Source organism: Shouchella lonarensis (genome assembly GCF_900096965.1).
Lineage (GTDB): Bacteria > Bacillota > Bacilli > Bacillales > Bacillaceae_D > Shouchella > Shouchella lonarensis.
In genome coordinates this window covers 52,832-75,026 of record NZ_FMYM01000013.1, presented here as the reverse complement: position 1 = coordinate 75,026, position 22,195 = coordinate 52,832, and the positions used below count along the sequence as shown (strand labels likewise).

Below are 22,195 nucleotides of genomic sequence, written 5' to 3'. Positions count from 1 at the left end.
CTTCTGTGCGCTCGACTTGCATGTATTAGGCACGCCGCCAGCGTTCGTCCTGAGCCAGGATCAAACTCTCCATTAAAGTGTTTGATTTGCTCATTTTGCACAAATTTCTTTGTGGCTTACATGTTGAGATCTATTGATCTCTTTTTACGCTTGGCTATTGTTTAGTTTTCAATGAGCTTATGTCGCTTGTTAGCAACTTTTATATAATACCAGTTGCTCCTTCTACTGTCAATATCTTTTTAATAAAATTATGTATCAACATCACCGAAGGCTTAGCGACAAGAAATAATATATCATCTATCAAATATGTTTGCAAGGGCTTTTTATTATTTCTTCCAAAAAAAAAAATTGAACAGGTGCTGGATTACACCTGTTCACACCATTATAGCTGATATCTCCGCTCACTTAAATGCTACATTTACATTTTGTCAGTCGCTCTTCTCCCGACCACGCATTTGCGGGAAAAGCAGCACATCACGAATGGACGATGCATTTGTCAAAAGCATGACAAGTCGGTCAATCCCAATCCCCAATCCACCAGTCGGCGGCATACCATATTCAAGTGCCTCTACAAAATCTTCATCCATCATATGGGCTTCGTCATCACCCTGTTCTCGCTCTAAAAGCTGTGACTCAAAGCGCTGTTTCTGGTCAATTGGATCATTTAACTCTGAAAAAGCATTTCCGTGCTCACGCCGAACCATAAACAACTCAAACCGGTCGGTGAATCTCGGATCACGGTCATTTTTCTTCGCAAGTGGGGAAATTTCTAGCGGGTGCCCGTATATAAATGTTGGTTGAATAAGCGTTTCTTCAACGAAATGCTCGAAAAATTCGTTGACGACGTGCCCAAATTTCATTGTTCCCTTCACAGGCACCCCGTGCTCTCTCGCTAAACTCCGTGCCTCTTCATCGCTCATTTGTTGCCAAAAGTCAACGCCTGTTTTTTCTTTCACTGCATCAACCATGTGGATGCGCGCCCACCCAGGAGCAAGGTTGACCTCATGCTCGTCATACATGAGCGTTGTCGTGCCACATACTTCTTCTGCAACGTGAGAAATGAGCTTTTCTGTCAATGTCATCATATCTTCGAAATCGGCATATGCCTCGTACAATTCCATCATTGTGAACTCAGGGTTATGCCGTGTCGAAACACCTTCATTACGGAAGTTCCGCCCGATTTCATAAACTTTCTCCAAGCCACCAATAATCAATCGCTTTAAATGTAATTCGGGCGCGACACGCATATACAATGTCATATCAAGCGTGTTATGGTGCGTCACAAATGGACGTGCTGACGCACCGCCCGGGATGCTATGCATCATCGGTGTTTCCACTTCCAAAAATCCTTTATGATCTAAGAAACGTCGGATCGCTTGAATGATTTTACTACGCATGATAAACACATCTCGAGATTGTTCACTCGTAATCAAATCTAAGTAACGCTGACGATAGCGCTGTTCCACATCTTTTAAGCCGTGATATTTATCCGGTAGTGGGCGCAGCGATTTACTAAGCAGTGTTAACTCCGTTACTTTGACTGACATTTCCCCAACCTTCGTTTTAAAAGGAACACCAGTAAAGCCAACCATATCACCAATATCTAGCGCTTTAAATAAATCATACGCTTCATCGCCAATCGCATCTTGACGAACATAAATTTGAATTTGTCCGCTCAAGTCTTGAACATGAGCAAAGCCCGCTTTCCCTTTTCCCCTTTTTGTCATTAATCGCCCTGCTAGTACAACACGATCATTTTTCGCTGCTAAATCTTCCTTTGAGAAAGAAGAAAATTGTTCGATCACTTGCTCTGCCGTATGCGTACGTACAAACTTCCCACCAAAAGGCACCACACCTTGGTCGTATAACTGCTGCAACTTGTCTTGACGCACCGCCAACAAGTCATGCAATGCTACTTCATCTGTCATCCCTTTTTTCAACCCCTTATGTTCATGGATGAAAAAGGGAGAGACCGAGCGAATCGGTCCAACCCTATCCCATTTATATTATCGTTACAGTGTATAACACTACTTACACTTGCGCTAGTTCGTGCGCCTCCAAGTAGTCAATATACTCATGTAGCGTGCTTGCAACATCTTCGCGTGTTTCAAATTGGTTCACTTTGTCGCGGATCTTCGCTTTGCCGCGCATGCCTTTGATGTACCACGCTGTATGCTTCCGCATTTCTCTTACAGCCACACGCTCGCCTTTTAACGCAATCAAACGATCTAAGTGCAATAAACATACGTTGATTTTCTCGCGTGCTGTCGGCTCAGGCGGCAACTCGCCATTTTCTAGATAACGAATCGTCCGATAAAGCATCCACGGATTCCCAAGTGCCGCTCGTCCAATCATCACACCATCCACGCCGTATTCATCAAGCATCCGCTTTGCTTCTTGCGGCGTTGTCACATCACCATTCCCAATAACAGGAATCTTGACCGCTTGCTTCACATCACGAATGATCTCCCAATTGGCAACGCCTTCGTACATTTGGACCCGCGTCCGACCGTGTACCGCGACTGCACTACCGCCAGCACGCTCAACTGCTTGGGCATTTTCGATCGCAAAAATGTGGTCTTCATCCCAACCAATTCGCATTTTCACTGTTACCGGTTTTTTCACTGCATCAACCGTCGCCGCAACCATCTCGTAAATTTTAGTTGGATCAAGAAGCCAGCGAGCACCAGCATCACATTTCGTAATCTTTGGGACTGGGCACCCCATATTAATATCAATAATATCTGCGTTCGTATTTTGGTCAACAAAACGCGCCGCTTCAACAAGCGTTTCTTTTTCGCCACCAAAAATCTGCAAGCTGAGTGGCTTTTCTCTTTCATCTACATACAACATTTGAAGTGACTTCTCGTTTTGATGTAAAATTGCCTTGTCACTCACCATCTCTGCACAAACAAGTCCAGCACCAAACTCTTTTGCAATTAAGCGAAATGCTGGGTTACATACCCCCGCCATTGGTGCAAGCACGACTTGGTTTTTCATCTTAATGTCTCCGATTTTCAGCATCCCTGCACCTCCTTTTCGTTTAAATTTATGCTGCATTTTATCAGATCTATTGATCAGCATTTACGCTGTTCATTTTTTTAAACACATAGCCACTTCTATCTCTATAGCTGGACGCCATAAGCTAATTCCTTCCCGCTCGCTAAATGCCTCACATAACGCCCGTACTGTCTGGCCACGCGACTCAACGTAAAGATCAGGCACCAGCTCCGCCAAAGGCATAAGCACAAAAAGGCGTTCCCACATGCGAGGATGAGGAATTTGTAATTGTTCCTTCTCAATATTTTCACGATTAAACAGTAAAATGTCAAGGTCTATTGTTCTTGGACCGAAACGAATCATCCGCTTACGTCCTAAACTACACTCTATCGTCTGGGTCGCTTGTAACAATGAATCCGGTGATAGCGTCGTCTGCACTTCCACTACTTGGTTTAAGAAAGGTTCTTGATCCGTATAGCCAACAGGTGCTGTTTCATAAATGCTAGACATACGAACAACCGCGATCGCTGCATGCCCGTGCAGCGCATGGATCGCCTCGTTCAAATAGGCTTCCCGGTCACCAATATTTGATCCAAGCGCCAAAAAGACGTTATGTGTCATCGCGCTGCCTCGTCATTTCTACTGCAACAGATTGGTAATGCCCGGGAATTGGCGGATCCGGCTTCGTTACAACAACGGTACATGCTTGCAGCCGTTCATATGCAGCAAACAATTCTTCCATAATCGTGTTTGTCAATGCCTCAACGAGCTGATGCGGTTTTCCTTCAACAATGTCGCGAATACGTGCATACACATCACCATAATCAATCGACGCGGTCAACTCATCGTTTAGCGCCGCTGCAGATAAATCAAGCATTAACGTCACATCGACCATAAAGCGTTGGCCAAGCTTTCTTTCTTCCGGGAAGACACCGTGGTAACCATAAAAAGATAACTGCTTCATATGAATTTTATCCATTTATGACACCCTCCCCATCATCGCATCCATCATTTGTACCATTCGCTTCATCGCTCGCACATCGTGTACGCGCACAATTGAACAACCTTTAGCTATACCTAAACAAACCGTGGCACCCGTTCCTTCCACCCGTTCATCTACTGGTAAACCGAGTGTCTGACCGATAAAAGACTTTCGCGATGTTCCTAATACAACCGGATAGCCTAGCGCAACAATTTCCTCCAGATGCCGCATCACTTGGATATTGTCGGCATAAGTTTTCGCAAAACCGATTCCCGGATCAAGTAAAATCGCATCGTCACGCACACCCGCTGCACGACAAATATGAATGCTCTCTTGCAAATCGGCTTTCATGTCTGACAAGAGCACTTTATACCCAGCTGTTTCTCTGTTGTGCATTAAAACAATTGGCACATCATATTGCGCCGCTACTTCCGCCATTCGAGGATCTGCTTTCGCACCCCAGACATCATTAATCATTGCTGCCCCTACCTGCACAGCGGCCTCTGCAACTGCTGCTTTATACGTATCAATCGAAATTGGCACGTCAAAGCGAGCCGACAACGCCTCGACAACCGGTAAAACACGTTCGCGCTCTTCTTCTATCGACACAGCCACTGCGCCCGGACGTGTTGACTCTCCACCTACATCGAGGATATCTGCTCCTTCTTGAATTAATCTCGCCGCACGATCAATCGCCTCGCTCACTTGCGTGTAACAACCTCCATCTGAAAAAGAATCCGGCGTTATATTTAAAATACCCATTATTCTCGTCCGCTCTAATTGCTGCAAAACCTCACCCCATTTCTCTTGCTCGTGCTTCTATATACAGGTGTTGAATCTGTTGCACCTCGTCACACGCGCGTGATTGCTGCTCCTCCAACAGTGTAATCGGCACGACCCCTTGAATCGCATTTGTCATGAACCAACCATCTGCGGTCACTAACGACGATCGCGGAAATAAACCTTCAACTACTTTATATCCCGCTTGCCGCAACAGCTCAATCATACATGCTCGTGTGACACCATTTAAAATACCTGCTTCCAGAGATGGCGTGTAAACATCTCCGTCATATAACCAAAAAATATTCGAGGTAATGCCTTCAGCAACATCGCCATTCGCGGTTAAAAAAATCCCTTCTATCGTTGGATCATCTCCAAGTGTTTGTTTTGCTAGCACATTGTTCATGAAATGGTGTGATTTCAACCGCCATTGTCCTTCCGGTGTATTCCTCGGTAACGACAACACACGCGCCGTTTTATGTGCAACGACCGGCGGCATCGGCTTCATGTACACGATAACATTTGGATGCTCGTACACTTTCGCTGTCAGACCAAGCGGCGACGTCCCCGCGGTGATATTCCAGCGTACATACGCTTCAGAGAGCCCATTTGCCTCACCAAGTGTTGCTAACACTTCTTTCATTTCGGCGATGCTTAAAGAAGCATGAATACCAACTTGCTGCAAACTTTTTTGCAGACGCGACATATGTGCATCTAAACGGAACACCCCTTCTCTACTCCAGCGAAACGTCTCAAACAAACCAAGTCCATACAGCAGACCGTGATCGAATACAGAAACCATTGCTTCTTCCTCCGACACCACCATCCCGTTCACATACACATACATCCAGCACCGCTCCTTGCATCATTGTCACAGCGATTCACATTCGTCGCTCTTTATTCTACTAAACATAGCAGCATAAGAAAAGCAGCCCCGTGCAAAAAAGGGCTGCTTTTTGTTGGAAAACATATTTTTACGAGCGCGCTTCCTCTTCCTCAAACTGATAAAGCGGTGTACTTAAATAACGCTCACCATTCGACGGGAGTACAGCGACAACTTTTTTCCCGCTACCAAGCTCTTTTGCGAGCTCTAGCGCTGCATAAAGAGCTGCACCTGAAGAAATACCACCTAAGATCCCTTCTTCTCGTGCCGCACGCCGCGCATATTCAAATGCTTGTTCTGTGGATACAGTCACAATCCGATCATAAATGTCTGTATTTAAAATTTCCGGTACAAATCCTGCGCCAATACCTTGAATTTTGTGCGGACCTGGCTTGCCTCCAGACAACACTGGAGAATCTTGCGGCTCGACTGCTACAATTTGTAAATGCGGGAAGTGCTCTTTTAAAAGTCCTCCAGCACCAGTAATGGTCCCACCTGTACCAATACCAGAAACAAATCCGTCTAACTGTCCCTCGACTTGTTTCAATAGCTCTTTTCCTGTTGTTTCACGATGAATGACTGGATTGGCTTCATTCTCAAATTGTTGTGGCATGAAAAAACCATCTTGCGCCGCAAGCTCAACCGCTTGACGAATGGCCCCACCCATTCCTTCAGGCCCTGGCGTCAATACTAACTCAGCTCCATACGCACGTAATAAGTTCCGTCGCTCCATACTCATTGTTTCTGGCATAACGAGCATTGTTTTATACCCTTTTGCCGCGGCAACCATTGCCAAACCAATTCCAGTATTACCGCTCGTTGGTTCAATAATCGTCATTCCCGGCTTCAATGTCCCCGCTTCTTCCGCTGCATTAATCATCGCCAGCGCAATTCGATCTTTCACACTGCTGCCGGGATTTTGGTACTCTAATTTGACATACACATCTGCATGCGCCGGTGTCGTCAATCTGTTTAACTTCACAAGCGGGGTATTGCCGATCAATTCCGTAATATTATTTGCTACCATCATCCGTATCCGCCCCTTCCTCACCTAATTCATAGTATATTGATTGGTTTTATATACGAATCGTATCAGATCGTGCAATCTTAGTCAAATAATATCATGGTTGTACATCACATTTGCTGCTTCTTGCGAAGAATATGTGCGATAGCGGCATAACTAAGCCCGACAACCGTTGTAAAAATATCGCCACCCGCATGTTTCACTTGATCGGGGTGTCTAAAACCTTCCTTTAGCCAACGTTTAAAGCGCTTCATGTGTCTTTTCATCCCCCTTCACTTACTCATCCCGAAAAAATGTCCTCGATCTTTTCTGCATACTTACGAACAAATTCTTCTGGGTACTGCCGGATCTTTCCCTTGAACTGATCGACCAGTTCCTTGTTTAACACGTTTTTATCCGTGAAAGTCATTCTTTTATATGTGTAGGCGACGATACCATCCACAAAAAAAGGATCGTCATGATGATGACATGCAACAATTGCTTGCGAGATTAACCAATTAATATCACATATCGTTTCTTTGCTTGAAAAATAGAAAAAAGTGTCTGTAATCATTGCAGGATCTGACCAACTTTTCACAGCCTCCTCAAGTTGTTTTTCATTATAAATCTCATCTTCCACAGGGAGGAAGTCATCTTCATCGACATCACTCAAGAATTCACGATTGTATTCCAATTGTTTAACAAAATCTTTAAAGCTCTTGGCAACTTGTTGGTCAATCTCCATTTCTACATCAATGTAAGCAACAGTTGGATCGGTTTTACTTTTTCGATAATCCAACACAAACCATTCATGACCATCACCATTAATTAAAACAATGTCTTTAGGTAACTCCCACTCTTCAATCATGTACGGCGTCGCAAGGATGCCTTGGTCTTCTGTTTTACCGATACCAAATATATACTCAACAGGGAAACAGTTATCCTCGTAGTCTCCAATACGTTGAGGAAAGCTGCTTCTATACAGTTTACCGCCATTTTGTTCCCGCATTAAAGACACATAATCAGCCGGCAGTTTCACCCCTAAAACTTTTTCTGCATTCACAATTGTTTCTTCTGTCAATCTTTCTAACTCATATTCATCCAAAAGCTCCGCTAACCAAAACCGCCCGTAATCCATTCAATCGCTCCCTCTACTTTATCTATAACTACAGGACAAACTTCATCGTTAAGTAGCCAATCATGATACCGATCCCCACATACACGATACTCTTCCATATGGGTGTTTGATGTTTATTTTTTTCCATGCACAGTGCTCCAATCACTTAGCAAAATCAAACGAAAAATACCAACTAATTGTACACGCTTCCAGAAGAAGTAGCAAACTTCCTCACTTACGCCATACTGCAAACGCCATCCCAAAAAAGATTAATACAACACCTATCAGCTGCATCGTCGTCGGCCGAAACCCGATTAAAGCAACATCAAGTAACATCGCCACCGCGGGGTTTAGAAATACAAGAATAGAGATCACGCGAGACGACAAATTTCGCAAGCTATTGAAAAATAAATAGTACACAATGCCAGTATGAATGACACCTGTCCCAATGACATAAAGCCAATTGTAAGTGGTTAACCCTAGAAAAGCATCGAAGTCCACAAAGGGCAATAATAAAAATAACCCGAGGAACGTTTGCAAAAATGTCATTGCATAAGCACTCATCTGTTTCATGCCTTTTCCAAGCAATGTCGTTGCCGCATAAAAAGTCGCTGCCAGTAACCCCCAAATCATCCCGGACGAAAAAAGTGCTTGAACAGAAAATCCTGCCGTCATCCCCGCCACAAACATCGTTCCAACAAAACAAGCAACAATTGCGATGATCGCACGTACAGTCAACCGTTCACGAAAAATGATACTCCCCGCAAGCAGCACAAAGACCGGCGCTAAGTGATACACAGAGACGGTGATCGTCATCGACATTGCTTCCAGTGCTTTGAAAAAGAACACCCAATTAAACACAAGAAAGACACCACATATGAGCGTTAAAAATAGCCCTTTTTTCGTCCATGTTTCTCGCTTATACTCTCCTGTCACAAGCCAGCAACCAACTAAGAAGATTGTCCCAAACAGACAACGCATGAAGACTAGTTCGAATGACGGCAAATTGGTCTGAATCGCAAAATAGCCGACTGAACCAAAGATCATCATTGTTATAATCATTTGTACCGCTGCATGCCACTGTTTTTTTGTTGTGAAATCTTGGTGTGCCATGGTCATGTGCCTCCTCTACGCTGTACGTGTATCTTATCAGACGACGGTACAAGATGAAATGACAAAATGACAGATTGTCTATGTAAAAGTCATCCATCCAGAGTCACATAACTGTTTTCCTCGTGATCATGAACCTTTACGTGTATTTTGAATCAAGAACTTTGTTAAAAGATACAGCAAAAAGATGCTAAATCCCAGCGCTGCAAAACCTAACAGTTGCCAAATAATTGTTAACAACTCCTCCACCTCCCTACTAGCTATATTCACTTAAGTCCCCCCTGCTCCCGCAACGCCTCAAGCTCCTCCCGGGAAAAAGTATATACTTCCTGACAAAAATGGCACGTCGTCTCCGCGCCGCCGTCTTCTTCAATCATACTTGATAATTCGTCACGTCCAAGACTAACGAGCGCGCTACTCATCCGTTCAAAAGAACATGTACACGCAAACCGCACCGGCTTCGTCTCTAAAAATTTTACATTCTCGGCACCAAGCAATGTCTGAAGCATCTCCTCGGGTGACATTCCCTCCGCCGCCATCTTAGAAACAGGCATCGTCCGCGCAAGCCGTTGTTCAATCTCAGTAATTGTCGCTTCTGTTGCTCCCGGCATGAGCTGGATCACAAACCCGCCAGCAGCAAGAATCGTTTCATCCGGGTTTACGAGCACACCAACACCGACTGAAGAAGGGGTCTGTTCAGAGTGAGCGAAGTAATATGTGAAGTCTTCACCGAGCTCTCCCGAGACAATTGGCACGCTACCGATGAAGGGCTCTTTCATACCTAAGTCCTTCACAATATGAATCATCCCGTTCTTCCCGACAACACGGGCAACATCTAACTTCCCTACATTGTTCAGTTCCGGACTAACATGTGGATTTGTCACCGTGCCCCGCGTCGTACCGTCAGCATGACTATCAACAATGATTTGGCCAATCGGACCGTCACCACAAACACGCACGGTGAGTTTTTCGTCGCCTTTTAACATCGCCGCCATGAGTGTTCCGCCCATCATCGCTCGCCCAAGTGCAGCCGAAGCAGTCGCCCACGTATCTTGGCGTTTGCATGCTTCAGCAACCATTTCTGTTGCGACAACTGCAAGGGCACGCACTTCTCCTCTGAATGCTGTCGCCTTCACTAAGTAATCACTCATTCATTCCGCCTCACTTTACCTTATTTTTCTCATAAATGACTTTCAATCCTTTTAATACTAAATGCTCATCTAAAAACGTCAACTGAGCCACATCTTCATAAAATAAGTGTGCTAAGCCACCCGTAGCAATGACATGTACATCAGTTAAACGCGCCTCATCAATCATTCGCGACAAGACACCATCAATGAGCGCCACATGGCCGATGTAAATCCCACTCTGCATTGATGCACTCGTTGTATGACCAATCACTGAAAGTGGACGAGATAATTCGAGCTTTGGCAATTTTGCTGCTTGCGTATATAATGCTTCGGCACATATTGCTGCACCTGGAGCAATGACACCACCTTTGTAACAGCGCGCCTGGTCGATATATGTAAAGGTGGTTGCCGTCCCAATATCCACAACAATCGCTGGGGTGCCGTAGTGCGCAATCGCTGCCACGGCACTTGCGATCCGATCAGCGCCAACTTCTTTAGGATTGTCCGTTTGAATATTTAAGCCTGTTTTCACACCCGGACCGATGACAAGTGGCCCTATGCCTATGTAGTCTTGACACATTTGCGTAAGACGATGTGTCATCGTCGGCACAACCGAAGACATCATCACCGCATCGACGTCGGCAAAGCTTTTTTCCTTATAATGAAAAAAGCGCTGCAATAACATCGCATATTCATCGCTCGTTTTCTCCGCTTTGGTCGCCATCCGAAACGTGGCAATGAACGTGTCCGTTTCATACAAACCAACCGTAACAGATGAGTTACCAACATCAAGTACAAGTAGCACAAGTAGCCCTCCTTAAGAAAAAGAGGGTGCCCGCGCTAGGCACCCTCCCCATATTTACGAGCGGTTCTCACCGTTATGATCAACAGAACCCGACTGGTCGTCTGGTAAGTTCGTTGTTTCTTCATACGGCTCACCAGTGGCCTCATCGTCTTTCGATTGAATGTTCACCTTCACATCTGTCAACTTCTTCGTTGCGTGATGGTTTTCTGGCAACTTTCCTTCGTTAATTAACGATTGGATTTGCTCGGCATCAAGCGTTTCTAGCTCCAGTAATTTCTGCGCAATCAAATCAAGACTATCTTTGTTCTCAAGAATAATCTCCTTACAGCGTGTGTAGCTTTCTTTCAAGATCCGCTGCACCTCTAGGTCAATGTCATGGGCAATCGCATCACTGTAATTTTGCTCGTTTTGGATGTCACGACCTAAAAAGACTTGCCCGCCGCCGTTCGAACCAAACTGCACTGGACCAATTTTGTCACTCATCCCATACTCAGCGACCATTTTCCGGGCAATAGCGGTCGCTCGTTGGAAGTCATTGTGCGCACCCGTCGACACTTCGCCAAATTGAATTTCTTCTGCGACACGCCCACCGAGCAAGCCGACAATTTTATCAAGCAACTCTGGCTTTGTCATGAAATAACGATCTTCTTTCGGGAGCATCATCGCATAGCCACCGGCCATTCCCCGTGGGATGATCGTCACTTTATGCACCATATCAGCACTTTCAAGCTTCACCCCAACAACTGTATGACCTGCTTCATGCCATGCAACAATATTTTTCTCTTTTGGAGAAATGACACGGCTCTTCTTCGCCGGTCCAGCAATGACCCGGTCAATTGCTTCTTCAACATGCTCCATGCCAACCTCTGTTTTGTTGCCACGTGCAGCGACAAGTGCTGCTTCATTCAATAAGTTCTCCAGATCAGCACCAGAAAAACCAGGCGTCCGTGCTGCGATTAGGTCTAGCTTGACATCTTCACGCAGCGGCTTATTACGCGCATGTACACGGAGCACTTCTTCGCGCCCTTTGACATCAGGCGCATTCACTTGAATTTGTCGGTCAAAACGACCTGGACGCAACAGTGCCGGATCTAAAATATCGGCTCGGTTTGTCGCCGCAATGATGATAATTCCTTCATTGGAACTAAATCCGTCCATCTCCACAAGCAACTGGTTAAGTGTCTGTTCACGTTCGTCATGACCACCGCCAAGACCCGCACCACGTTGGCGACCAACCGCATCAATTTCGTCAATGAAAATGATACACGGTGAGTTTTTCTTCGCGTTTTCAAACAAATCACGCACACGAGATGCACCGACACCAACAAACATTTCGACAAAGTCCGAACCACTAATCGAGAAGAACGGCACACCTGCTTCACCAGCAACTGCACGAGCGAGAAGGGTTTTCCCTGTTCCCGGAGGACCAACGAGCAAGACCCCTTTTGGAATACGTGCCCCAATCGCAACAAACTTGCGCGGGTCCTTTAAGAAATCTACAACCTCGACAAGCTCCTGTTTCTCCTCATCCGCACCAGCAACATCTTTAAATTTCGCTTTCTTTTTATCATCACTCACCATTTTTGCTTTGCTTTTCCCAAAATTCATGACGCGGTTTCCACCGCCGCCACCGCCGCCTTGGGCAGAGCTCATTAAAAAGAAGATGATTAAAATGACTAACAATAATGGCGCAAACCAAAGCACTGTTGACAACCAATTACTTTGTTGGTCTTCCGGTTTTACAGTAAGATCAACATTTTCTAATTGCAGCAACATATCCTTTGTTACTTCTGAATTAAGAAGATGTGTTTCAAAACGTTCATCTTTCTTGCTATCGGTAAAACGACCGGTCACAATGAACACAGATCGTTCAGGTTTCACTTCAACACTTTTGACTTCACCTTTATCAAGGCGTTGTAAAAACTCGTCGGTCCGCACTTCTTTTGTTTCCGTGCGGTCTCCTGATAAACTTTGCACAGCCGCCATGACAATTAATAGCAGCAATGTGAAAATAATAATAGTACGTACTGTACGATTCATCCTTGACCTCCTCCCACATCCAACAAAACTGCACCTATCTTACCACAACTGCGACGTAAGTACCAACTATTCGCCTTCATAAATCTCCGGTTTGAGCACACCAACGTATGGTAAATTCCGATAACGCTCCGCAAAATCAAGTCCATAACCGACAACAAACTCATCTGGGACAATGAAACCGGCTCGATCTGGGACAAGGTCAACTTTTCTTCCTTCTGGTTTATCAAGCAACGTGACCACTTTTACAGACTTTGCTTTACGATATTTAAATAGCTCGATTAAATAGCTAAGTGTCAATCCACTATCAATAATATCTTCCACGATGACGACATCTCGTCCTTCTACTTTCGTATTCAAATCTTTGACAATTTTAACCTCTCCTGATGAGACTGTCCCTTTGCCGTAGCTCGATACATCCATAAAATCAATTTCTACATGGATATCAACTTGTTTAATTAAATCGGCCATAAATGGTAGCGCCCCTTTTAATACACCAACGAAAAGCGGAAACTTCCCATCATATTCATTCGAAATTTCACGACCGAGCAGCTTTACCTTCTCTTGAATTTCTTCTTCTGTAATTAGAATTTCTCTCATGTCGTTTTTCATATACCTTTTTCCTCCTCTAGTCAATCAAACCATCACGCCTATACTAGGCATTCACTGTACTGAACTTCCCATTCCAAGAGGCGTAGCAAATGACACATACCTTAACCATCGCAATCATACTTATAAAAAGAAAGGGTTACAATTGATTCGGTAGATTCACCCTTTTTTACCGACAACGAACGATGCAACCCAGGAATCCACAAAATCTCATCATCTGCATCTACAACCAATGGCCACTTCTGACGCAACAACGGCGCAATTTTACAATCAATAAACAAACGACTAATTTTTTTTGTCCCTGTCATGCCTAATGGTGAAAATACATCGCCCTCTTTACGGTTGCGAATATAGAGCGGTTTTTTGAGCGCCCGCATTGGAAACATCACGCGATATGGTTGTTCACACGTCAATAATACTTCTTCTGCTACAGAGGCCTGGATGACACCAAGCGGGGTCTCGCACTGACCAGGAATAGATAACGGATATTTGTACAAGTCACCATTCGTATCCTGCTCACACGTGAATGTACATGTATCATACGACAAAATTACGCGTAGACCCCCTCTTAAATGAAGGCGTTTCTCTGAGGAAGATTTTCTCATTAAAAAAGATTGAACTTGTTCAATATGTAGCGCAGAAACAACTGCTTCTCCACTATATAGATAACTTAATATTAGATGAATCATTCTCCTTTGTAAAGCAGGAGCTATCCTTCTAAACAATGGCTTTGAAATCTTCACATAACCACTTTTTTTTACTTTTGTCATCTGCACTAACACTTTTTCCGCTTCAGCAAATAAATAGTCATTATCGTCCACATGCCAACGTGAAAATCGGTGTGTATGCACATGAATATGTGGATTTTCCTTTTTTAGCACAGGCACAATTTGCGCACGAAATCGATTGCGAGTGTACATAGACGAAGCATTGCTTTCGTCCTCATGAAACGGCACTTCATGTGCATGGCAATATGCTAAAATTTGCTGTTTTGTTTCTTGTAATAACGGTCGAATGAGGCGACCATTCACATATGGCTGATCAGGTGCAATACCTATATTGGTCAGCGGCGTTGTGCCACGCACCATTTTCATCAGGACAGTTTCAACCTCATCATCACCATGGTGTGCTGTCATCAACACATCACCATCGAGCTGCATCATCGCTTCTTGAAAAAATTGGTACCGCAACGTACGTGCGCCTTGCTGCACTCCGATACGGTGCTGTTCACAATATGCCCTTACCGATAGCTGCTTTTGCACATACGGTATCCCCCAGTCGGCACAAACTGTACGGACGAGTGCGGCATCTGCATCCGCTTCTTCACGGAGCCCATGATGTGCGTGCAGCGCGACGAGTGTAAACTTTTTTTGCGCGTTTATGTTACACATTATATGAAGTAATGCCATTGAATCCGCACCGCCAGAAACCGCGACAAGAATCGTATTCAAATTAACCTCGCGCTGCATGTATTGCTGCACACGTTCTCTCATAAACTGTTCGCTCCTAAATCCCCACTTAAAAAATCTCTCCCAACAAGTATAGGACAGATAGTAGAATAACAAAAGAGGCGACTAAAAAAAGATCTACACGATCTGTCAATTGCCTTTTTCTGTTCACAACTTTTCTCGTAGGTAATTTGCCCTTTTTTCGTTTTACTAGTGCGCTACGCATATCATCAGCACATACATACTTGCCGTGTAACGCCCGCAACAACATTTGTTGATACGGTTGTAACAACGGTGATTTCTGTACCATTTTTTTTAATTGTGCTGCTGTTTTACCCGACACTTTATTTACTCGTGCGGGATATGCACAAACAATCATCATCATCGCCACAGAGAATAAATCATATTGCGGATCCGCCCGGCGCGAGCCAAGCTCCCAATAACCACGATCATAGTATTCCGTATACTCTTTCACCGCTCGCCCCATCTCTGTCACACCACCGACATCCAGTAGCCGAATATGATACGACTTGTCAGTAACAAGCACATTCGCTGGTTTCAAATCACCAAAAACCAAGCCTTGTTTATGTAATTGTGCTAACTTGGTTAGTATTTGCGACAACAATACTTCTACCCACTCCCCACTGCGACCTTTCATGAAATCAAGTACATTCTCACCTTGTATATACTCCATTGCATAAAAAGGAGCTGAACCTCGTAAACACACATAATCATCGACATCATATAGACAAGGCCCAAGCATCTCTTGAACCTTGTTTAATTGTTTTAAAACATTTACTTCGGTTGTAATCGCCCGCGCATCCAAACCAATTTTCAAGGCGACATAGCCGTCTTGTCCTTGCGCCAAATACACGTGCCCCGTCACGCCAACGCCAAGCTTCCGAACAAGTGTATAACATTGCCCATGCCATTTACCGCGCACAACTAACCCAGGATAAAATTCAGTTGCCCAATCGGCGTGCACGTCGCTGTTGTTCACCATACAACCGTCTCCTTTTTTCTCGCCGTGAAGAAAACACACCTATTCCGGCCTGCAACGCTGGTCCTGTCGGCGTCAATCCTTTCGGTGTTAATTGCGCAAATGCTTGTGTGAGAGAAGTGAGTCTCGGTGTCCAATCCACAAGTCGGTCAATCGGATCCCTTTTCCCAGGAAATGAGTATAGGCAAAAAAGACTATCACCCAGGCGGGCATTTAAACTTAGTGACAGATCCATTAACGCTTCTTGCACCATCGGTAGCTTGTCTGTCATGCTTGCGCTCGTATCAATTAAAACGAGTACTTCTAAAGAAACCGCTTCTCCTAAACGTTCCGTCACTTCCACAATTTGTCCTCTATCATCCGGGGAAACATCATGTAATCCTTCTTTTTCTGGGAAAATATGTTTTAGTTCTTGCTGAACGACATGTTGCAATGTTTGCGTCATTGCCCGGCGCGTCACCGTCTGCACTGTCCTTACAAGCTGTTTTTTCGTCACAATTTCACTTACGCCGCCACCGGCAAGTGCAATGGCTTCAATTTCCTCTAACCCTCTGTATTGATCGGGCCCCTCTTCGGTAATCCCAATTACATTAATACAAATCCCATGCTCTTGCGCAAGACGCGCAATGGCCACTGGGTCTTCTCCTTCATTAGAGTGACCATCTGTCATTAACAAAATTTGCTTTAAAACTGCCGTCATACACGTCACCTCCAGACTTTCGTTGTGTTCCCATTTTCGTCCACCTGGGGCAATTTTATACGCGCATATCGTTACGTACCAACAGCTCGTTTCACTTGCACATTGATCCGCTTATCACGACGCGCTTTCGCATGAAGCGGGATGGACGACCACTTTGGTGTGTGCCGTTGTACTTGTGTCACAATGACTGTCATGTCATCTTCAATGGTTAAACCACGTTCTGAACGAATCACTTGTTCTAATATGATATCAGCAACTTCCTGAGGATCGTCCGTTTCAATATCGGCAATGAGTCGACGTAACCACACATCTTTATTCTCAATATGTCGCTTTGCGTCAAGAATGCCATCGCTGACCATAATAAGCAAATCACCCGGCTTTAACTGTTCCCGCACGACATCTACCTCAAATTCTTGAATAATGCCGATCGGTAAATTCCCTGCTTCCACTTTGGATACATGTGAACCCCGTTTAATAAAGCTTGGTGTCGATGCAATTTTTAAAAATGTCGCTTGTGCATCTTGTAAATCAATCATTGCCAAATCTAGCGTAGCAAACATATCTTCCGTATTCCGTAACGCAAGAATCGAATTGACCGATTGTATAGCGACTGTCTCTTCTATGCCGGACTGCAACACCTCTTGTAACAATTGAAGTGTCTCACGGCTTTGTAAATACGCCTTTTCGCCATTGCCCATCCCATCGCTAATAGCGACAGCAAACTTTTCACTATTCAACTCAATCATCGCATAATTATCACCAGAGAGCCATTCTCCACCTTTCGCCACTTTTGCCACACCTGTTTGCGCAACATAAGGATTGGTCGATCCGAGCGACATATGACTGTAGCCATTTGAATAAAAACCCGGTTCCTCTCTCTTCAACACAATCGTTTCATTCAGTAAGTCTGATAACATCGGCGCAATGATCTTTTCTGCTTGACCTGCCCCAGGCTCACAATACACGCTCATCTCAATCTCAATTCTCCCGCTTGCAACACTACAAACATCGATATGCCCAACCTCTAAACCAGCATCTCGAAGCGCATCGATCATAAACTCTTCTTCTATCACATGTGGCTCTCGTTCTTTCTGGATTTCGCTTGCAAAGTTACCCATGACTTTTGCCACGCCCAGTAACTGATCTGACACTAACCGTCTACTTTCTATTACTTGCCGTTTCAACGTTTGATTTGCTTGGTACTGACCTACCTCTATATTCATTGCGGTAATCACTTGATCCGGTTTCCGACAATAGCTCCGCCACTGTCGCTTCAAACGCATATCGACAACTGCGCCATTGCTCTCAATATCACAAACCATCTTTTGCATCATGTCATAGGTGCGTTCTATATGAGCTACCCAACACTTTTCTTTCATCGGACACGTCTGGCACGTTTTCTCAGTTACATGGCTTAACATCAAATCTATTTCACGTACCTTCTTCTCTTCCTCATCGTCTTGTTCTACTTTAAAACTATGTGCAAGCGTCTGAAATAACGAAGAAAAGCGCTCTACACGCCCAGCCGTCGCATCACGTACTTTTCGCAAATATTGTTGCTGCTCTTGGGCATGGTGGGTCGTTCCAGGAATGTAGCTAGCAACACGAACGAGCCAAGATTTCGGTGTCAACAAAAATATACCAATGGCTAGCACAGATTCGATTACCGTCCCTGCTAATCCCGTTCCTCCCTCTGCATACATTCCAATCAACAACGTACCTACAAGCAACCCTGTTGCAACACCAATTCGCTTTCCTTCCTTCATTAAACCGCCTAGTAAACCAGCAAAAGCTAATAAACTCATTTGATACAAACTAGCCACACTTGCTAAACTTAAGATCAGTCCTGTAACAACACCAACAGTAGCGCCAATTGTAGCTCCACCAACAAAAGCAAAGATCAGTACCAAATACCGCGCAACACTATGTTGTGCGACAACATCGTACATAACCCATCCGACTGTGCCAGTCATGACAGACGCAAGCAAGATAATGAGGCAAATAATCTCTTCATTCTTTAATGCTTGTCCACTACGCTTCCCAGTCACAAGCGGAATGCTTTGCAAAAAAATCATTGTTAATAAGAAACTTAGCCCCGCTTCGACGGTAGCCATCATCCACGCATACTGTCCAAGCTCACCTTCCACTGCAAAAACAATCCCTAAACGCGTCAACATTGTTGCGACAAACACAACATAAGGAAGGGTTGTCATCGACTGCGTCCAAAACCGCTTGGCGACTTTATAGAGTAATAAAAAACAAACCATTCCAATTACAGCAAACATCCATTGCCCATGATAACTAAATAAACTTCCGCCCAACAGTGACAACGCCGCAATGGCTGCATGTGTATGACGCAAAACAAGTACCGCTGCTAAAAAAGGAAGTATAAATGGGGTTAACTCTCCTAAAATCATTGCGCGTCCAAGCAACAAACCAATCACAGCAATGAATACTCCCCAATCATACACGACGGTTTTTATCCCTTTAGAAACTTTAAACGTCCTATGAACGAGTTGCTGCCGTAACCGATGTGGCAACCACCCAACTACTGTGCCATCTGCCGTCTTCGCCATTTTCTTCAACATCATCGTCACCACCCTATTGGTATCGTGACCCCACTATACCAATAGATCAATCTAGCAATTTGTCATAATGTCACATAGGGAGAAAAAAAGATTTCGACCACGTTCGTTGTAAAAAGTAAAAACCACCTACAAAGAGAGTTGAATTTCCACATTGTGGCTGCACATACACAAGTCTTTTCTCTACAATTGACTAATACTGGCTAACGATTTTGTACATAAAAAAAGCACCCTGCTCAAAAAAATTGAACAAAATGCTTGAATGATAGCGGCGGAGGGGATCGAACCCCCGACCTCACGGGTATGAACCGTACGCTCTAGCCAGCTGAGCTACACCGCCCCATGTCCTATTAACACGACCTTCACTAGTATAAACGGCAACAGGCAAGCTGTCAACATATTTTTCCTCGACACGCCGAATCCACTCTATCGGACTACTTTATAGTTGTAATCTACAGAATGCGAAAGAAGGCAGACTGTCTCCTGCCTTCATGATAAACGAACAGAATATACGTTTAGCAAGCAACAAGCTAACCTCGCTTGGCGCCGCGACCACCTCGCTTGGACTCTGTTTGTCTTTTAATCGTCGTCAAGCGTTCTTCACTATCTTTTAAAAACCGATTCATTTTATCTTCAAAAGAGATGGTTGCACGAGGTTTATTACCACCACGATGGCTACCGTTTCCTGAGCGCTGAAACGAACGTGCTCGCTGTGGACGCGCTGTTTCTTCTCGTTCAGGGCGGTCAACCGCCTTTCGGATAGACAAGCCTACTTTTCCATCTTTCTCTACATTGACAACTTTTACTGTGACTTCATCGCCAACTTTTAGTAGCTCGTTAATATCTTTGACATAATGATCGGCAACCTCACTAATATGGACAAGACCAGTTGATCCGCCTGGGAGCTCTACAAATGCTCCGAAATGCGTAATACCAGTTACCTTGCCTTGGAGCTTGCTGCCTGCTTCTATGGACATGAAAACGTACATCCTCCTTAAGTTTGTATAAACAAGTATAGACTCCTATACATTATAACTGATGAGAAATTTCGCTGTCAATCATCAGATTCTTTCGGGACATTTATTCTCGTTTCACCTGGGAAAGTTAAAAAGTAGTCGCGCCTAGCAATCTCTGCAATAAACGCATCGTCCTGATAATTTTCAATTTCTTTTAGTAGATGTTTTTCTTCCTCCAATACAACGCGCTTGTCTTTTTCTAATAAACGTATCGTATCTTCACGCGCACTCATGCTTGTATGTTGCGAAAATAGCGTAATAAGCGCGGAGGATACCAACAACAAAAACACCACTGACAAGAGCGTGAGGCGCCGGTATAAACCTTTTTTATGCTGTTGTTTTTGTATCAATTGCTCAGTGTGCTCCTCAATACGCTTCGGATTTAGTTTTGTGACATTTTGATATTTAGATACCATTCTACTCACCGACATCACTCCTCTCTGTCTTTTTTCAACAGTCGCCTGCAAAAGTCCTTTATAAGATTGTAAAAAGGCAACAATTTTCGCAATTGGGTTGTTAAACCCGTCCGATTCGCAAGCCATAGAAAAGGTGCGCCCGCGATCCGCAAAATAAACACGAGTGTTGTGCGAACGATCGTTATCACTATCATACTCAAGCGGTATAGAATGTGCAACACCCATTTTAGTGGTGTCCCAAGAAATACCTTAATAAAAGACGTACAGAAACGATACAAAGCAGTCATCACTTTGATGGTCCATTCCAATAAAGTTCGGTACAACCGTTTAAATAACGCCTGATAAGCAGCGTAACCGCAAAGGAGCGCAAGAAAAATATATATTCTTATTTCACCATGATTCAATTTCAGCAATACATAAAAAACAATAAGTGCCTGCAAAATCCAGAAAAAGAGGTCACGCACAGCTATCAGCAAGCGGAAGCGATTCTGTTTCACAGTAAACCGCTCATACGTGTCTAGTGATGCACCAAGCCACACCCCCATCCCTATCATTGCTGTCAGCGTATAAAATTGGAGCGTCGCTGTCACTTAAATAACTTCCCTAAAAAACCTTTAGATTTGCCTGCTTGGTTTTGATCGACGTAGACAAGATCATAAATCTTCCCTTCAATTGATACGTCGCCCCGCTCGACATCTAAATTTTTCATATGGAGATTTTGACCACGTACTGCTAAAAAGCCCATATCTGTTTCAAGTAGAAACTCTTCAATGTCAAAGCTCTCCACTTGTTTCACACCGGTAATATCTAGTTGTTTACGACCACGTAACGTAATATTATGATCTTTACCTTTGTCATCTCGTCCCATTGATGCGCCAAATTCATACGGCGTTTGGTCCATATCCAACCCCTCCTCCTCACATCTTCATTCCATCTTATGTCCTTCAGACAAAAGGTAGAACAAGCCATCGTTCCGGAGTAAAGAAATCAAATACCAGAGGTCAGAATGATAGTATTTTCGCCATTGTCCATTCGTCGACACAATTACCGTCAATGCGGAGAGAACATGTCTTTTCTCCTTCAATTTGATACCCAACACTTTTATACAACGCGAGCGCGCGCTTGTTATGCTTCATCACGGTTAATTCCAAACGTAGCAACCCTGCTTGCTTTGCAAATATTTCAGCCTCCTGTAACAGTCGTCTGCCAATCCCTTGTCCATGATAAGCGGCTACTACTCCAATTACAATTTGACCCACATGACGCTTACGTTTTAAAGGAGAACCAAGCACACCGATATACGCTACGAGCTTTCTCATACTTTCAGCACCGAGCATCGCTGAGTTCGACGCTTTATGAATGGTTTGTAACATCTTCTGTTGCTCACTTACAGTCATTGTTCGTTCTCCTGGCTCGTACAACATATAGGATGTTTCTTTGTCTATCTGCTTTTGTAATACTAAGAAAGCAGCTGCATCGACCTCTTTTATCTCACGTATATTCATTTTTCTCCCCCAAATTTAACTTTTTAAATAAGCCGCGCCTCACAACGTGACAAGCATTCCTTTCCTTGA

General features: G+C 44.3%; 24 protein-coding genes, 1 tRNA gene and 1 rRNA gene. All 26 read right to left on the bottom strand.

Features of this window, described 5'->3' with window-relative positions:
- A 16S ribosomal RNA gene (locus BLT29_RS12385) occupies positions 1 to 76 on the bottom strand; the annotation flags it as partial.
- 352 nt (positions 77 to 428) lie between these two features.
- Positions 429 to 1,928 carry a lysine--tRNA ligase gene (gene lysS, locus BLT29_RS12380; protein WP_090776626.1) on the bottom strand — a complete coding sequence of 500 codons (1,500 nt, stop codon included), beginning with the start codon at positions 1,926 to 1,928 and terminating at the stop codon, positions 429 to 431.
- A 103-nt stretch (positions 1,929 to 2,031) separates the two neighbouring features.
- A complete protein-coding gene (dusB, locus tag BLT29_RS12375; protein ID WP_090776625.1) occupies positions 2,032 to 3,024 on the bottom strand; it encodes a tRNA dihydrouridine synthase DusB in 993 nt (330 codons plus the stop codon).
- A gap of 69 nt (positions 3,025 to 3,093) precedes the next feature.
- Positions 3,094 to 3,621 (bottom strand): 2-amino-4-hydroxy-6-hydroxymethyldihydropteridine diphosphokinase, encoded by a 528-nt coding sequence (gene folK / locus BLT29_RS12370; protein WP_090776624.1) that lies wholly within the window; start codon positions 3,619 to 3,621, stop codon positions 3,094 to 3,096.
- On the bottom strand, positions 3,611 to 3,979 hold the full coding sequence (gene folB / locus BLT29_RS12365) for a dihydroneopterin aldolase (RefSeq protein ID WP_090776623.1): 369 nt from the start codon (positions 3,977 to 3,979) through the stop codon (positions 3,611 to 3,613). The genes folK and folB overlap by 11 nt, the downstream gene beginning before the upstream one ends.
- Entirely contained in the window at positions 3,980 to 4,744 is a 765-nt protein-coding gene (gene folP, locus BLT29_RS12360; protein WP_090776622.1) for a dihydropteroate synthase, read from the bottom strand.
- 31 nt (positions 4,745 to 4,775) lie between these two features.
- Positions 4,776 to 5,609: an aminodeoxychorismate lyase gene (gene pabC, locus BLT29_RS12355; RefSeq protein WP_090776621.1), complete on the bottom strand. Its 834-nt coding sequence runs from the start codon at positions 5,607 to 5,609 to the stop codon at positions 4,776 to 4,778.
- Positions 5,610 to 5,736: 127 nt separating this feature from the next.
- Complete coding sequence (gene cysK / locus BLT29_RS12350) at positions 5,737 to 6,675, bottom strand: cysteine synthase A (protein ID WP_090776620.1); 939 nt, start codon at positions 6,673 to 6,675, stop codon at positions 5,737 to 5,739.
- Between the two features lie 104 nt (positions 6,676 to 6,779).
- Positions 6,780 to 6,923 carry a hypothetical protein gene (locus BLT29_RS13425; RefSeq protein WP_176763920.1) on the bottom strand — a complete coding sequence of 48 codons (144 nt, stop codon included), beginning with the start codon at positions 6,921 to 6,923 and terminating at the stop codon, positions 6,780 to 6,782.
- Between the two features lie 26 nt (positions 6,924 to 6,949).
- On the bottom strand, positions 6,950 to 7,786 hold the full coding sequence (locus BLT29_RS12345) for an SMI1/KNR4 family protein (protein ID WP_090776619.1): 837 nt from the start codon (positions 7,784 to 7,786) through the stop codon (positions 6,950 to 6,952).
- A gap of 210 nt (positions 7,787 to 7,996) precedes the next feature.
- Entirely contained in the window at positions 7,997 to 8,878 is an 882-nt protein-coding gene (locus BLT29_RS12340; RefSeq protein WP_245701280.1) for a DMT family transporter, read from the bottom strand.
- 126 nt (positions 8,879 to 9,004) lie between these two features.
- Positions 9,005 to 9,145 carry a hypothetical protein gene (locus BLT29_RS13420; RefSeq protein WP_176763919.1) on the bottom strand — a complete coding sequence of 47 codons (141 nt, stop codon included), beginning with the start codon at positions 9,143 to 9,145 and terminating at the stop codon, positions 9,005 to 9,007.
- Positions 9,142 to 10,026, bottom strand: coding sequence for an Hsp33 family molecular chaperone HslO (gene hslO / locus BLT29_RS12335; protein WP_090776618.1), 885 nt, complete (start codon positions 10,024 to 10,026; stop codon positions 9,142 to 9,144). Before hslO ends, BLT29_RS13420 begins: the two co-directional genes overlap by 4 nt.
- 10 nt (positions 10,027 to 10,036) lie before the next feature.
- Positions 10,037 to 10,810, bottom strand: coding sequence for a type III pantothenate kinase (locus BLT29_RS12330; protein WP_090776617.1), 774 nt, complete (start codon positions 10,808 to 10,810; stop codon positions 10,037 to 10,039).
- 54 nt (positions 10,811 to 10,864) lie between these two features.
- Positions 10,865 to 12,850 (bottom strand): ATP-dependent zinc metalloprotease FtsH, encoded by a 1,986-nt coding sequence (gene ftsH, locus BLT29_RS12325; RefSeq protein WP_090776616.1) that lies wholly within the window; start codon positions 12,848 to 12,850, stop codon positions 10,865 to 10,867.
- Between the two features lie 66 nt (positions 12,851 to 12,916).
- Entirely contained in the window at positions 12,917 to 13,459 is a 543-nt protein-coding gene (hpt, locus tag BLT29_RS12320; protein ID WP_090776615.1) for a hypoxanthine phosphoribosyltransferase, read from the bottom strand.
- A 101-nt stretch (positions 13,460 to 13,560) separates the two neighbouring features.
- Complete coding sequence (gene tilS, locus BLT29_RS12315; RefSeq protein WP_090776614.1) at positions 13,561 to 14,949, bottom strand: tRNA lysidine(34) synthetase TilS; 1,389 nt, start codon at positions 14,947 to 14,949, stop codon at positions 13,561 to 13,563.
- A gap of 25 nt (positions 14,950 to 14,974) precedes the next feature.
- Positions 14,975 to 15,907, bottom strand: coding sequence for a serine/threonine protein kinase PrkT (gene prkT, locus BLT29_RS12310; protein WP_090776613.1), 933 nt, complete (start codon positions 15,905 to 15,907; stop codon positions 14,975 to 14,977).
- Positions 15,867 to 16,604, bottom strand: coding sequence for a vWA domain-containing protein (locus tag BLT29_RS12305; protein ID WP_090776635.1), 738 nt, complete (start codon positions 16,602 to 16,604; stop codon positions 15,867 to 15,869). The genes prkT and BLT29_RS12305 overlap by 41 nt, the downstream gene beginning before the upstream one ends.
- A gap of 71 nt (positions 16,605 to 16,675) precedes the next feature.
- Positions 16,676 to 19,192: a stage II sporulation protein E gene (spoIIE, locus tag BLT29_RS12300; RefSeq protein ID WP_437182651.1), complete on the bottom strand. Its 2,517-nt coding sequence runs from the start codon at positions 19,190 to 19,192 to the stop codon at positions 16,676 to 16,678.
- A 263-nt stretch (positions 19,193 to 19,455) separates the two neighbouring features.
- A tRNA-Met gene (locus BLT29_RS12295) sits at positions 19,456 to 19,529 on the bottom strand.
- A 190-nt stretch (positions 19,530 to 19,719) separates the two neighbouring features.
- Positions 19,720 to 20,166 carry a S1 domain-containing RNA-binding protein gene (locus tag BLT29_RS12290; protein WP_090776612.1) on the bottom strand — a complete coding sequence of 149 codons (447 nt, stop codon included), beginning with the start codon at positions 20,164 to 20,166 and terminating at the stop codon, positions 19,720 to 19,722.
- A gap of 77 nt (positions 20,167 to 20,243) precedes the next feature.
- On the bottom strand, positions 20,244 to 20,621 hold the full coding sequence (locus tag BLT29_RS13415; protein ID WP_245701282.1) for a septum formation initiator family protein: 378 nt from the start codon (positions 20,619 to 20,621) through the stop codon (positions 20,244 to 20,246).
- Positions 20,622 to 20,635: 14 nt separating this feature from the next.
- Positions 20,636 to 21,211 carry a spore cortex biosynthesis protein YabQ gene (gene yabQ / locus BLT29_RS12280; protein ID WP_090776610.1) on the bottom strand — a complete coding sequence of 192 codons (576 nt, stop codon included), beginning with the start codon at positions 21,209 to 21,211 and terminating at the stop codon, positions 20,636 to 20,638.
- Complete coding sequence (gene yabP / locus BLT29_RS12275; RefSeq protein WP_437182650.1) at positions 21,208 to 21,489, bottom strand: sporulation protein YabP; 282 nt, start codon at positions 21,487 to 21,489, stop codon at positions 21,208 to 21,210. Before yabP ends, yabQ begins: the two co-directional genes overlap by 4 nt.
- A gap of 133 nt (positions 21,490 to 21,622) precedes the next feature.
- Positions 21,623 to 22,126 (bottom strand): GNAT family N-acetyltransferase, encoded by a 504-nt coding sequence (locus BLT29_RS12270; protein ID WP_090776608.1) that lies wholly within the window; start codon positions 22,124 to 22,126, stop codon positions 21,623 to 21,625.
- Positions 22,127 to 22,195 lie beyond the last annotated feature (69 nt).